The 13,652-nt window shown below is 74.7% G+C and carries 9 protein-coding genes; 6 read left to right on the forward strand and 3 right to left on the reverse strand.

Annotation, left to right across the window (positions count from 1 at the left end; translation table 11 throughout):
• Positions 1-2 precede the first annotated feature (2 nt).
• Positions 3-641, reverse strand: a complete 639-nt coding sequence (locus tag JO379_RS31880) for a hypothetical protein (protein ID WP_209518231.1) — start codon at positions 639-641, stop codon at positions 3-5.
• Between the two features lie 205 nt (positions 642-846).
• On the opposite strand from JO379_RS31880, the gene JO379_RS31885 reads away from it, so the two are divergent.
• Entirely contained in the window at positions 847-3,162 is a 2,316-nt protein-coding gene (locus tag JO379_RS31885) for an MMPL family transporter (RefSeq protein WP_130880488.1), read from the forward strand.
• On the opposite strand, the gene JO379_RS31890 is transcribed toward JO379_RS31885, so the two are convergent.
• Positions 3,101-3,865 carry a sirohydrochlorin chelatase gene (locus JO379_RS31890; protein ID WP_130880489.1) on the reverse strand — a complete coding sequence of 255 codons (765 nt, stop codon included), beginning with the start codon at positions 3,863-3,865 and terminating at the stop codon, positions 3,101-3,103. The genes JO379_RS31885 and JO379_RS31890 overlap by 62 nt on opposite strands.
• Positions 3,862-5,016 (reverse strand): uroporphyrinogen-III synthase, encoded by a 1,155-nt coding sequence (locus JO379_RS31895; protein WP_130880490.1) that lies wholly within the window; start codon positions 5,014-5,016, stop codon positions 3,862-3,864. Before JO379_RS31895 ends, JO379_RS31890 begins: the two co-directional genes overlap by 4 nt.
• 191 nt (positions 5,017-5,207) lie before the next feature.
• Here JO379_RS31895 and JO379_RS31900 point away from each other — a divergent pair, with 191 nt between their 5' ends.
• The 5 genes from JO379_RS31900 to JO379_RS31920 all read left to right on the forward strand — a co-directional run bounded on the left by JO379_RS31900 (position 5,208) and on the right by JO379_RS31920 (position 13,592).
• Positions 5,208-7,316: a molybdopterin oxidoreductase family protein gene (locus JO379_RS31900; RefSeq protein ID WP_209518233.1), complete on the forward strand. Its 2,109-nt coding sequence runs from the start codon at positions 5,208-5,210 to the stop codon at positions 7,314-7,316.
• The gene (locus JO379_RS31905; RefSeq protein ID WP_209518235.1) at positions 7,313-8,527 is read left to right on the forward strand and encodes an NAD(P)/FAD-dependent oxidoreductase; all 1,215 of its coding nucleotides are present in this window, start codon (positions 7,313-7,315) and stop codon (positions 8,525-8,527) included. The genes JO379_RS31900 and JO379_RS31905 overlap by 4 nt, the downstream gene beginning before the upstream one ends.
• 56 nt (positions 8,528-8,583) lie before the next feature.
• Positions 8,584-11,133, forward strand: a complete 2,550-nt coding sequence (nirB, locus tag JO379_RS31910; protein ID WP_207304012.1) for a nitrite reductase large subunit NirB — start codon at positions 8,584-8,586, stop codon at positions 11,131-11,133.
• The gene (locus JO379_RS31915) at positions 11,130-12,938 is read left to right on the forward strand and encodes an MFS transporter (protein WP_372449127.1); all 1,809 of its coding nucleotides are present in this window, start codon (positions 11,130-11,132) and stop codon (positions 12,936-12,938) included. Before nirB ends, JO379_RS31915 begins: the two co-directional genes overlap by 4 nt.
• A gap of 75 nt (positions 12,939-13,013) precedes the next feature.
• Positions 13,014-13,592: a TetR/AcrR family transcriptional regulator gene (locus tag JO379_RS31920; protein ID WP_130880495.1), complete on the forward strand. Its 579-nt coding sequence runs from the start codon at positions 13,014-13,016 to the stop codon at positions 13,590-13,592.
• Positions 13,593-13,652: the final 60 nt, after the last annotated feature.

Here is a 13,652-nt window from a genome sequence, read left to right on the forward strand (position 1 = left end):
GGTCAGCCGATGGTGAGGCGGCCACGTCCCTCGACCCGGCCGAGCCCCCGCGTGAGACATCCCCTGACGTCGCTGGTGGGGACCGCCGTGCCGGAGTACGAACGGCCCGCCATGAGTCCGGAGGTCACCCTGCCGCTGAGGAAGGAGTCGAGAGGGGTGTAGCCCTGCCGGCCCCCGGAGGCGGGCCGCACGGCGGACCGTCCGACGACGCCGCCGGTGCGGTTCGCCCCCGCGTACCAGGTGATGGTGCCGCTGCCCTTGACGCCCGTCGCCCCGGAGCAGTTCGCGAGACCGCTGCCGCTCAGCACGAGCCGTCCGGACCTGATCCGTGACCGTCCGCCGCCGGAGGCGCAGTTGTCCAGGTGGGCGGTGCCGCGGGCGGTGACGCGACGGGGGGTGGCGGAGACGGCGGGCGACAGCGTGATGCCCGGCGCCGTCCGCAAGGAGCACTTCAGGGTGCCGGCCGACCGGACGGCGTCGGGTACGGCCCGCCCGGACGTCCGCGCGGACGCCTCGGCGTGACCCGGCGTGGTGCCGGTCACGAGCAGGACGACGACCGCTCCGGCCGCGGTCGCCACGTCGGCGCCGCGCCGCGCCCAGGCGGCAGCGGCGGCGCGGATGATGTGAGCCCTACCGGGCATGTGACCTCTCCTCTTTTCGCAGCGGACCTTCGCCGCGACGGACGGCCGCGACGAAGTGAACCCCTCACTCCCGGTCGCGCAAGGTAGCCCAACCGCTCCCTCTTTCGCCACAGTTCACCCGAATCCTTACGCCGGACGAGTAACGAGCGATTTGCCGGAACTGATCGCATTTCACCAGGATTGTCGCGTCGAAGAAGGGGCCCGTATGCGAGGCGAACGTCCGGTGGCCGTACCGAAGGCGCGCGGGGACGGTGCGGCCGGATGGTCCGCCCGGCACCCGTGGTGGGTCCTGATGACCGCCGCGGTCCTCGGTGCCCTGCTGGCGTTCGCCGCCCTCGGCACCCCGGACCGGCTGTCCAACGGCGGCTACATCGCCCACGGCACCGAGGCGACCCGCGCCGAGAGCGTGCTCGCCCAGCGGTTCGACGCGGGGATCCCCGACCTTGTGCTGCACGCGCGCGCCGACGGGCCCGTCACCGGCCCCGAGGCGGCCGCGGCCGGGCGGGAGTTCGTCCAGCAGGTGGCCCGGCGGCCCGGGGTGCGCCAGGTCCTGTCCTACTGGACCCTCGGGGACGCCCGGCTGCTGAGCGAGGACGGGCACGCCGCCCTCGTCGCCGTCGACCTCCGGGGCGACGAGCACGCGACGGCCCGGCGCGCCGCGACGCTGGTCCCGCGGCTGACGGGGTCGCACGGGCCGCTGCGGGTCACCGCGACCGGTCCGGCGTGGGTCATGGCGCAGGCCACCGAACTCAGCGGACACGAGCTCGTCCGGGCCGAACTCATCGGGGTGCCGCTGGCCGCCTCGGTGCTGCTGTTCGCCTTCGGATCGATCACGGCCGCCCTGCTGCCCGCGCTGATCGGCGGGCTCGCGGTGGCCGGCACCTTCGCGGTGCTGCGGCTGCTGACCGCGTTCCTGCCCGTCTCCGCCTTCGCGTCGAACATCACCACGGCACTCGGCTTCGGCCTGGCCGTCGACTACGGGCTCTTCGTCGTCACGCGCTACCGGGAGGAACTGGCCGCCGGCGGCGACCCGGACCGGGCCGTCATCCGTACCATGCGCACCGCCGGCCGTACCGTGAGCTACTCCGCGGCCACCGTCGTTCTCTGTCTGAGCGCGCTCCTGCTCTTTCCGCTGGGATTCCTGCGGTCCCTGGCCGTCGCGGGGGTGAGCGTGGTCGTGCTGGCGGCGGCCGTCACCGCGCTGGTCCTGCCCGCTCTGCTCTCCGTCGTCGGCACCCGTGTCGACCGCGGTGACGCCTTCGCACCCCTGCGCCGGACCCGGCGCGGCGAGGGCAGGTCGGCGTGGCACCGCGCGGCCCGCGCCGCCACGGCGCGACCGGTGCTGGCCGGTGGCTGCGCGGTCCTCTTCCTCGCGACGCTCGCCCTGCCCTTCGCGCACGTCCGCTTCGGCGTCGCGGACGAGCGCGTCCTGCCGGAGCGGGTCGAGTCGCACGCCACCGCCCTCACGGTGGAGCGGGACTTCCGCCTGCCGTGGAACCGCACCCTGACCGTGCTCCTGCCCGACGTCGACGCGGTGGACCAGGAGGGGGAGCTGGACGCCTACGCCCGCCGCGTCTCCGCCCTCCCCACGGTGGACCGGGTCTCCACCGGCCTCGGCGCCTACGAGGACGGCCGGCTCGCCCAGGGCCCGGACGTCGGCTCGCTCGCCCACATCACCCGGGGCGCGACCTGGCTGGCCGTGACCGGCAGCGGACCGCCCGCGCAGGACGAGCGCCTGGTCGAGGAGCTGCGCGCCCTGCCGTCCCCCGGACCCCATCTCGTCGGGGGCCGGCCGGCCCGGGTGCTCGACACCAAGAACGCCGTCTTCGCCGCGCTGCCGACGGCGGCCGCCGTCGTGGTCGGCGGGGTCCTGTTGCTGGTGTTCCTCTTCACGGGCTCGGTCCTCATCCCCGTCAAGGCGGTGCTCATGGGGGTGTTGAGCCTGACCGCGAGCTTCGGCGTCATGGTCCATGTCTTCCAGGACGGACACCTGCGCGGCCTCCTCGGCGACTTCACCGTCACGGGGGAGCTGGAGACCTCCACGCCCGTCCTGGTCTTCGGCGCGGCCTTCGCGCTCTCCATGGACTACGAACTCTTCCTCGTCTCGCGCATCCAGGAGGAGTACCGGGCCTCGGGCGACCACCGCGGCGCCGTGGTCACCGGCGTCGCCCGCACCGGAAAGATGATCACGACCGCTTCGGCGGTCTTCGCCGTCGCGCTCCTTCCGCTGGTCACCTCCGAGATCACGCTGCTCAAACTCATCGGATGGGGACTGGCGTCGGCCGTCCTGGTCGACGCCACCGTCGTCAGGGGCGTGCTCGTACCGGCCTTCATGCGGCTGACCGGCCACGCCAACTGGTGGGCGCCGCGCCCGCTCGCCGCGCTCCACCGACGGCTGGGCGCCGACCGGTGGCACACGCCGCCGCCCCGGCCCGCGGGCGTGCCGCCCGCCCGGCACCTCACCCCGGGAGGGCGGCCGTACGAAGCAGCCGGCCGGGCGCCGGGCGAGGGGCCGCCCTGAGCCGGGCCTCGTCGTAGCGGCGCAGCACCAAGCGGGCCACGGCCTCGTGCGCGCCCAGGGGCGCGCAGGTGACGCTCGCGCCGGCGGCCGCCGCGCGCCGGGCGAAGAAGCCGGGGGCCAGCAGATAGGGGGCCACCGCCGTGTACCGGTGGCCCCGCGCCCGCAGGGCGGCGACGGCCTCGGCGGGCGTGGGGGACGCACCGCTCAGATACGAGGGCACGACCGGGCACCCCAGGCGCACTTCGAGCAGCCGTGCCGCCTCGGCCGTCGCGGCGTTCGTCGCCGGATCCCGGGAGCCGGCGGCCGCGAGGACGACGGCCCCGCCCCGCGCGTGCCCCGGTCGGCCGGCCTCGCGGAGCCGGTCGGCGAGGGCCGTCGCGAGCAGCGGGTCCGGGCCGAGGACACGGGCCACGGGAGCCCGGCCGAGACCGGCCGCGGCCAGGGCGGCGGGGATGTCCGTGCGGACGTGGTAGCCCGTTCCCAGCAGCAGCGGCACCACGACCGGGGTACCGCGCAGACCGCCGAGCGTCTCCGCCAGTCCGGGATCGGCATGGTCGAGGAAGCCGGCCCGCACCCGCAGTTGCGGCCGCAAGGCCCTGACCCGGGAGAGGAGGTGAAGAACGGTCCGGATGCCCGCCGGGTCGCGGGTGCCGTGGGCGACGGCGACCAGCACCGGCGGGCGGGCGGCACGCAGCGCGGTCATTCGGCACCGACCAGACGGTAGCCGCGCTTGGGCACCGTACGCACCAGGTCCGCGTGCGGCCCCAGAGCCGACCGCAGCCGGGCTATGGCCACCTCCACCGCGTGCTCGTCGGCACGGGCGGCCTCCGGCCAGGCACGGCGCAGCAGCTCACCGCGGCTGAGCACATGGCCGTGCCGCTCGGCCAGGGCCCGCAGCACGGCGGCGAGCAGCGGCGGCAGCCACTCCGCGGTGCCGTCGCGGAGCAGCGCGTTGCCCTGGAGCACCAACCGCCCGGGCGGATCCAGGAGTTCCAGGCGACCGCGCCCCGGCAGCACGTCACTGAGGGCTCGCACCAGCGAGCCCAGCCGGCCCCGCTCCGGGCAGTGCGGCCGGAGACCGAGCTCCAGCAGGGGCCGTGCGCAGACCGGCCCGACACACACCCCCAGCACGTCCTCGCGCAGCGCCGCCAGCAGCGCGTCGTGGCGGCCCAGGGAACTGGCCGTCTCCAGCAGGGCGACCACCGCCGGGGCGCTGGTGAAGGTCAGGGCGTGCACCTCGCCGCGCACGGTCGCCTCCACCAGCCTCCGCAGCGCCTCCGGGTCCTGGGGCGGACCCCACCGGTAGACCGGCACCTCGATGACCTCCGCACCGCGCTCGCGCAACGCCGCGGCGAAGCCGTCGAGCGGGGCGCCGTGTTCCTGCACCGCCACCCGGCGGCCGCGCAGATCACGAGCGAGCAGCCACGTCAGCAGCTCGTGATTGGCCTCGGAGTCGGGGGAGTAGGCCTCGTCCACACCGCTCGCCCGGACCGCCCCGGTGGCCTTCGGGCCGCGGCTGATGACGGTGGCGCCACGGCACAGCCGGGTGAGGTCCGCGCCGACGCCCCATCCGTCGGCGGTGCTCATCCAGCCCCGCCAGCCCAGTCCCGTCGTGGCCACCACATAGTCCAGCGCCCCCGCGAGACACCGCTCGGTGGCCCGGCGCAGCAGGGTGTCGTCCTCGAGCGGGACGATGCTCAGTGCGGGGGCCTCGACGACCCGGGCGCCGCGCCGGCGCAGCAGCGCCACCAGCTCCTCCCGGCGTCGTGCGGCCGTCACCCCGATGGTGAAGCCCGTCAGCGGCCCCACGGGTGAGTCGTTCGGTGGCGCGGTGGCCGTGCGGGTAGTCCTCATGCCTGCAGGCTGCGCGCCCGGTGTTTCCGCCGGATTGCCCGGCCGTCACACCCACGTGAGATCCCGCGGTCACTTTGTTACGGCACATGTCGTGGTCATCACCGAGCCCCCCGCCGCGTATGAAGAGCCCGTACCCCGCGCGCAACATCGCGGACGCCGCCGTGAAACGGCCGGGGACCAACCTGGTCGGCATGACGACGACCGACACGCACTGCCCGTACTGCGCACTGCAGTGCGGCATGGGGCTGCGACTCCCTCCCCCCGGCGCCGGCCCCGGCGTGCCGCCCGTGGAGGTCGTCGAGCGCCCCGGCTTCCCCGTCAACCGGGGCGCGCTGTGCGGCAAGGGCCGCACCGCCGCCGCCGTCCTGGACCCGGCCGTGCGGCTGACGGCCCCGCTCGTCCGCGACCCGGCCACCGGCACCCTTGTGCCGGCGTCGTGGGACGAGGCCCTGCACCGGGTCGCGGCCGGGCTCGAAGAGACCGCCACCCGCTACGGGCGTGCGGCCACCGGCGTCTTCGGCGGCGGCGGACTGACCAACGAAAAGGCCTATCTGCTGGGCAAGTTCGCGCGCGTCGTGCTGCGCACCCCGCACATCGACTACAACGGCCGCTTCTGCATGTCGTCCGCCGCCGCGGCCCACCGGGCCGCGTTCGGCATCGACCGGGGGCTGCCCTTCCCCGTCGAGGACATCGCCACGGCCGGGTGCGTCATCCTGGTCGGCGCCAACCCCGCCGAGACCATGCCGCCGCTGCTGCGGTACTTCACCGAACTGCGCCGCAACGGCGGCCATCTGATCGTCGTCGACCCGCGCCGCACCCGCACCGCCGAACAGGCCGACACGCACCTGCGCCCGGTGCCGGGCACCGACCTCGCGCTCGCCCTGGGACTGCTGCACCTGGCCATCGCCGACGGCCACCTGGACGAGGAGTACATCGCCGACCGCACCACCGGCTTCGAACAGGCCCGGGCGGCGGCCATGGCGCACTGGCCCGAGCGGGTCGAACAGCTCACCGGGGTACCGGTGCCGCTGATGCGCGAGGTGGTCCGCCGGTTCGCCGACGCCCCCACCGCCATGGTCCTCACCGCCCGGGGCGCCGAGCAGCACAGCAAGGGCACCGACACCGTCGGAGCGTGGATCAACCTGTGCCTGGCCACCGGCAAGGCCGGCCGCCCCGGCAGCGGCTACGGCTGCCTGACCGGCCAGGGCAACGGCCAGGGCGGGCGCGAACACGGCCAGAAGGCCGACCAACTGCCCGGCTACCGCTCCCTCACCGACCCCGCGGCACGCGCCCACGTCGCGAAGGTCTGGGGCGTGGACCCCGGCACGCTGCCGGGCCCGGGGGTGAGCGCCTACGAGCTGCTGGACCGCCTCGGTACCCCCGGCGGCGTCAGGGCCCTGCTGGTGGCGGGCTCCAACCCGGTGGTGTCCGCCCCGCGCGCGTCCCACATCACCGAACGCCTCGCGGCACTGGACTTCCTCGCCGTCAGCGACGTCGTGCTCTCGGAGACCGCGGCACTGGCCGACGTGGTCCTGCCCGTGGCGCAGTGGGCCGAGGAGACCGGCACCACCACCAACCTGGAGGGCCGGGTCATCCTGCGCCAGGCCGCCGTCACCCCGCCCGACGGCGTCCGCACCGACCTGGAGGTGCTGCACGGGCTCGCCGAGCGCCTCGGCGTCCCCCAGGGCTTCCCCGACGACCCGCAAGAGGTGTTCGAGGAGCTGCGGCGCGCCTCCGCGGGCGGCCCGGCCGACTACGCGGGCATCAGCTACCGACGGATCCGGGCCGAGGACGGCGTCTTCTGGCCCTGCCCCCACCCCGCGCACCCGGGCACCCCGCGCCTCTTCCTCGACCGCTTCGCCACCCCCGACGGCCGGGCCCGCTTCGCCGCCGTCTCCCACCGGCCGGCCGCCGAGGAACCCGACGCCCACTACCCGCTGCACCTGACCACCGGCCGGGTCACCGCCCAGTACCAGAGCGGCGCGCAGACCCGGCGCGTGCCCGAACTCAACGCGGCCGCGCCCGGACCCTTCGTCGAACTCCACCCCCGGCTCGCGACCCGCCTCGGCGTCACCGACGGCCAGCTCCTGGCCGTCACCAGCCGCCGCGGCCGGGCCCTGGCACCCGCCCGCATCACCGACACCATCCGCCCCGACACCGTCTTCATGCCCTTCCACTGGCCCGGTCCCGGCCGCGCCAACACCCTGACCAACCCCGCACTCGACCCGGTATCGAAAATGCCCGAATTCAAGGTATGTGCCGTCCGGGTGGAGAAGGCGACCACCGGAGAGCAGTCATGAGCCCCCACCGGATCGCGGTCATCGGCGCCGGCATGGCCGCCGCCCGCTTCGCCCGACAACTGACGACCCACAGCGGCCCCGAGGACATCGAGCTGACGCTCTACGGAGCCGAACCCGACGCCCCCTACAACCGGACCCTGCTCACCGAGGTCCTCACCGGCCGCTACGCCGACGTCGACCTCCCCTACGGCCCGGGCACCACGCTCCGTACCGGCACCGAAGTCGTCGCCCTCGACACCGGCGCGCGCAAGCTCGTCCTCGCGGACGGGGAACACACCGCCTACGACACCCTCGTCCTGGCCACCGGGGCGAGCCCCGTGCGGCCGCCCCTGCCGGGCTCGCGCACACCGGACGGCGGCCTCCTCGGCGGCGTGCACGTCCTGCGCACGCTCGCCGACTGCCGACGCCTCGCCGCGGCCGCCGCACGGGCCACCCGGGCCGTCGTCATCGGCGGGGGAGTGCTGGGCGTCAGCGCCGCCCGGGCCCTCGCCACCCTCGGCCCGCACGTCGAGATCGTCCACAACGAAACCCACCTGATGGACCGCCACCTCGACGCCCAGTCGGCGGCGGCACTGCGCCACCAGCTGACCGGCCTCGGCATCGGCACCCACCCGGGCGAGGAGGCCCGCGCCCTGCACGGCACCGGCCGGGTGACCGCCGTCGAACTGGCCGACGGCTCCCAGCTGTCCGCCGATCTCGTGCTCCTGACCTGCGGCGTCCGCCCCCGCACCCGTCTGGCCCGGGCCGCCGGGCTCGACGTGCGCCACGGGATCGTCGTCGACGACCGCCTGGCGACCTCCGCCCCCGACATCCACGCCCTCGGCGACTGCGCCGAACACCGGGGCGTCGTCCACGGCCTAGCGGACCCCGCCTGGCGGCAGGCGGACACCCTCGCCGCCCTCCTCTCGGGCGCCGACCCGCACGCCCGCTACACCGGCACCCGCCCCCCGACCCGGCTGACGGCGGGCCCCGTGCACCTGGCCGCCTTCGGCGACCCGGCCGCCGAACACCACGGGGACCACGAGGTGCTGCGCCTCGCCGACGCCACCCGCGGCACCCACAAGAAGCTCGTCCGGCACGGCGACCGGCTGGCGGGCGCCGTCCTGCTCGGCGACCTCACCACCCTCGGCGACCTGCTCGCCGTGTGGCAGCGCGACGAGGACCTCCCCGCCGACCCCCTGTACCTGATCCACGAAGGAGCCCGCCCGTGACGCGACCGTCCGACGCCACCGACACCCGCCGCCGCCTCGTCCTCGTCGGGCACGGCATGGTCGGCCAGCGCTTCCTGGAAGCGCTGTACGAGCAGGAGGGCGCCGACCGCCGGTGGCACGTCACCGTACTGGCCGAGGAACCCCGGCCCGCCTACGACCGCGTGCACCTCACCGCCACCTTCACCGGCACCCGCGCCGAGGAACTGGCCCTCACCCCGCCCGGCTTCCTCGACGCGCACGGCATCGACCTGCGCCTGGGGGAGCCCGCCACCGCCATCGACCGCGAAGGGAGCACCGTCACCACCGCGTCCGGCGCCCGGATCGGCTACGACGCCCTGGTCCTGGCCACCGGCTCGTACCCCTTCGTGCCGCCCGTCCCCGGCCACGACGCCGACGGCTGCCACGTCTACCGCACCATCGAGGACGTCGCCGCCATCCGCTCCCGCGCCGCCGGCGCGCGCACCGGCGTCGTCGTCGGCGGCGGACTCCTCGGCCTGGAGGCCGCCGGAGCCCTGCGCGCCCTCGGACTGCGGACCCACGTCGTCGAATTCGCCCCCCGCCTGATGGCCCTCCAGATCGACGACGCCGGAGGTGCCGCCCTGCGCCGCAAGATCGAAGAGCTGGGGGTGTCCGTCCACACCGGAGCCGGCGCCGAACGCATCGACACGGACGCCGACGGCCGGGTCCGCGCCCTGGCCCTCTCCGACGGCACCGTCCTCGACGCGGACCTCGTCGTCTTCTCCGCGGGCGTACGGCCCAGGGACCAGCTCGCCCGCGACTGCGGACTGCCCGTCGGCGACCGCGGCGGCATCGTCGTCGACACCGGCTGCCGCACCGCCGACCCCCGCGTCCACGCCATCGGCGAATGCGCCCTCGCCGCCGACGGCCGGGTCTACGGACTCGTGGCCCCCGGCTACGCCATGGCGGAGACCGCGGCCCGCCGACTGGACGGCGAGGACAGTGAGTTCACCGGCGCCGACACCTCCACCAAACTCAAACTCCTCGGCGTCGACGTCGCCAGCTTCGGCGACGCCCACGGCACCACCGAAGGCGCACTCGACGTCCTCTACGCCGACAGCCGGGCCGGCGTCTACAAAAAACTCGTCATCGGCCCGGACGGCAGCCTGCTCGGCGGCATCCTCGTCGGGGACGCCGACTCCTACGCCACCCTCCGGCCGCTCGCCGGGAGCCGCGCCCCCCTGTCCGTACCGCCCGAACAGCTCCTGCTGCCCGACTCGGCCGGACCCGCGGGCGGCCCGGCGGGAGCCGCGGCCCTGCCCGACGACGCGGTCATCTGCTCCTGCCACAACGTCAGCAAAGGCACGATCCGCGCCGCCGTCGGCGAGGGCGGCTGCGCCACGGTCGCCGCCGTCAAGAAGTGCACCAAGGCCGGCACCGGCTGCGGCAGCTGCGAGAAGGCCCTCACCACCCTCGTCACCGACGAACTCGCCGCCACCGGCACCGAGACGGCCCGGGGCCTGTGCGAACACTTCACCCACACCCGCGCCGAGCTGTACGAGATCATCCGGGTCAAGGGCATCACCACCTTCACCCGGCTCCTCGCCGAGCACGGCAGCGGCCAGGGCTGCGCCGTCTGCAAACCCACCGTCGCCTCCATCCTGGCGACCCTGGGGGACACCCCCTACATCCTCGACGGCGAACAGGCCGCCCTCCAGGACACCAACGACCATTTCCTCGCCAACCTCCAGCGCAACGGCTCCTACTCCGTCGTCCCCCGCGTCCCCGGCGGCGAGATCACCCCCGACGGACTCATCACCATCGGCGAGATCGCCCGCGACTTCGGCCTCTACACCAAAATCACCGGCGGCCAGCGCATCGACATGTTCGGCGCGACCGTCGACCAACTGCCCGCGATCTGGCGCCGCCTGGTGGACGCCGGATTCGAGTCCGGCCACGCCTACGGCAAGGCCCTGCGCACCGTGAAGTCCTGCGTCGGGCACACCTGGTGCCGCTACGGCGTACAGGACTCCGTCGCCCTCGCCATCGACCTCGAACTGCGCTACCGGGGCCTGCGCGCCCCGCACAAACTCAAGTCCGCCGTCTCCGGCTGCGCCCGCGAGTGCGCCGAGGCACAGAGCAAGGACTTCGGCGTCATCGCCACCTCCACCGGCTGGAACCTCTACGTCGGCGGCAACGGCGGCATGACACCCCGCCACGCCGACCTGCTGGTCCAGGACGTCGACCGCACCACACTCATCCGCACCATCGACCGCTTCCTGATGTTCTACATCCGCACCGCCGACCGGCTCGAGCGCACCGCCCCCTGGATCGAGCGACTCGAAGGCGGCCTCGACCACCTCCGCGCCGTGATCCTCGACGACGCCCTGGGCATCTGCGCCGAACTCGACGCGCTGATGGACCGCCACGTGGGCACCTACCAGGACGAATGGGCCGCGACCCTGGACGACCCCGAACGCCTGCGCCGCTTCGCCTCCTTCGTCAACGCCCCCGGCACCCCCGACCCCGCCGTGCGCTTCGTCCCCGAACGCGCCCAGATCCGACCCGCCCGCCCCGGCGACGCGGACGGCACGGCCCCGTCCGCACCCCTGATCGCCGGCCCCGCCCTGAAGGTGCGTACCCCATGACCGACACCGCTCACGCCCCCACGGCCCCCACCGAGCAGCCCGCGCGAGCGCAGGACCCACCGGGGGAGACGGCAGCCGCGGCTCCCGCCCCGGACGCGCTCGTCGAGATCGGCGACGGCGACACCTGGACCGGCGTCTGCCGCTACGGCGACCTCACCCCCGGCCGGGGCGTCACCGCTCTCGTCGGCGGCGAACAGGTCGCCCTCTTCCGCGACGCCGACGGAGCGCTCCACGCCCTCGCCAACCGCGACCCCTTCAGCGGCGCGTACGTCATCTCCCGCGGGGTCACCGGCAGCCGCGCCGGCACCCCCGTGGTGACCTCACCCATGTACAAGCAGGCATTCGACCTGCGCACCGGCGACTGCCTCGACGAGGAGAGCGCCCCCGACGGCACCCCCGCCGCCCTGCGCACCTGGCCCGTGCGGACCACCGGGCCGGCCACCCCGCCACCACCCCCGCGGCCCGCAGCACCCGCACGGGCCCGCACCCTCACCGAATGGCGCCCCGAGGACCCCGCGTTCTGGGAACGCGTCGGCGCCCGCGTCGCCCGGCGCAATCTGTGGCTGTCCGTCCTCACCGAACACATCGGCTTCTCGATCTGGAGCATGTGGTCGGTCCTCGTGCTCTTCCTCGGCCCGGAATACGGCATCGACGCCGCCGGAAAATTCACCCTCACCGCCGTCCCCACGGCCGTCGGCGCGGCCCTGCGCCTGCCCTACACCGCCGCGGTCGGCCGCTTCGGCGGCCGCAACTGGACCGTCGTCAGCGCCCTGCTGCTCCTGATCCCCACCGCGTTCGTCGCCGTCGTCCTCGAACCCGGCGTCTCCTACTCCACGCTGCTCGTCGCCGCGGCCGTGGCCGGCGTCGGCGGCGGCAACTTCGCCTCCTCCATGGCCAACATCAACGCCTTCTACCCGCAGCGGCTCAAGGGCCGTGCCCTGGGCGTCAACGCGGGCGGCGGCAACCTCGGCGTCCCCGCCGTGCAGCTCGTCGGCCTGCTGATCCTCGCCACCGCAGGCGCCGCGCACCCGCGCCTGCTGCCCCTGATCTACCTCCCGCTGATCGCCCTGACCACCGTCGTGGCCGCCCTGCGCATGGACAACGTGCCCACCACCCGGGAGACCGGGCCCGCCCTGCGCGAGATCACCCGGGACCGTCACACCTGGGTGATGTCACTGCTGTACCTGGGCACGTTCGGCTCGTTCATCGGCTTCAGCTTCGCCTTCGGGCTGGTCCTCCAGGCGCAGTTCCACCACCAGCTCGACACCCCGGTCAAGGTGGCCTGCCTGACGGTGCTGGGCCCGCTGCTCGGCTCGCTCGCCCGGCCCTTCGGCGGTGCCTGGGCCGACCGCCTCGGCGGTGCGCGGGTGACCCTGGCGACCTTCGCGGCCATGGCCGTCGGCACCGCTCTGATCCTCACCGCCTCCCGGCTCCATCTCCCGGCGCTCTTCCTCGCCGCGTTCGCCGCGCTGTTCGTCCTCAGTGGCATCGGCAACGGCTCCACCTACCGCATGATCCCCGCGCTGCACCGCGCCAAGGCCCGCCACCGCGCCCTCGCCGACGGCACTGTTCCCGCTGCGGCCGAGGCCACCGCCCAGCGCCACGCCACCGCCCTGATCGGCCTCGCGGGCGCGATCGGTGCCTTCGGTGGCGTGCTCGTCAACGTCGCCTTCCGGCAGAGTTTCCTCACCGCCCACAACGGCGACGCGGCCTACCTCGCCTTTCTCGCCTTCTACCTCGTCTGCTCGGCCCTGACCTGGACCGTGTACCTGCGCCCGTCACCGCACCGGCTGAGCGGAGTCTGACGCCCCGCTCGGGGCGGGCGCCTCGGGAACGAAGAAACGGTAGTGTGGCCGCCGCTTCTTCGTGAGGGAGGGACCATGGCCGATGCGCCGCAGGCCACCACGGTGCGCGGGCCCCGCAAGGATCAGGCCCGCAACCGGCGACGGCTGCTCGACGCCGCCCGCGAGGCGTTCTCGGACCTGGGCCCGGACGCCGGCATCGACGGGATCGCCCGCCGCGCGGGCGTCGGCGCGACCACCTTCTACCGGCACTTCCCGACCAAGGACGACCTGGTCGACGCGCTGCTCGACGAACTGTCCGAAGGCGCCCGGAACGCCGCCGAGCAGGCCGTGGGCATCACCGACGGCTGGACGGCGTTCCGTACCGTCTTCACCCGGGGCTGCGTTCCGCACGAGGAGGACCGCGCGCTCTTCGACATCCTGTGCCGCACCGGCCCACGGGCGGCCGAGCACGGGCTGCGGGCCACCGTCGAGCTGATCGGCCCGGTCGTCGAACGCGCCCGGCGCGAGGGGCTGTTGCGCACCGACGCGACGGTGGAGGACATCGCCGCGTTCATGCGCATGGCCGACTCGGCCGCCTCCGCCGGGCAGCGCCGCCGGGCGTACGACGTCCTCCTGGCCGGTCTCCGCTCCCACGGCGGTGCCGTCGACGCGTGAGACGCGGCGGCGTCGCCCGGCGCAGGCGATGTCACCCGGCCGGGGCGGCCGCTTCGAGGT

The sequence above is a fragment of the Streptomyces syringium genome, assembly GCF_017876625.1.
GTDB lineage: Bacteria > Actinomycetota > Actinomycetes > Streptomycetales > Streptomycetaceae > Streptomyces > Streptomyces syringius.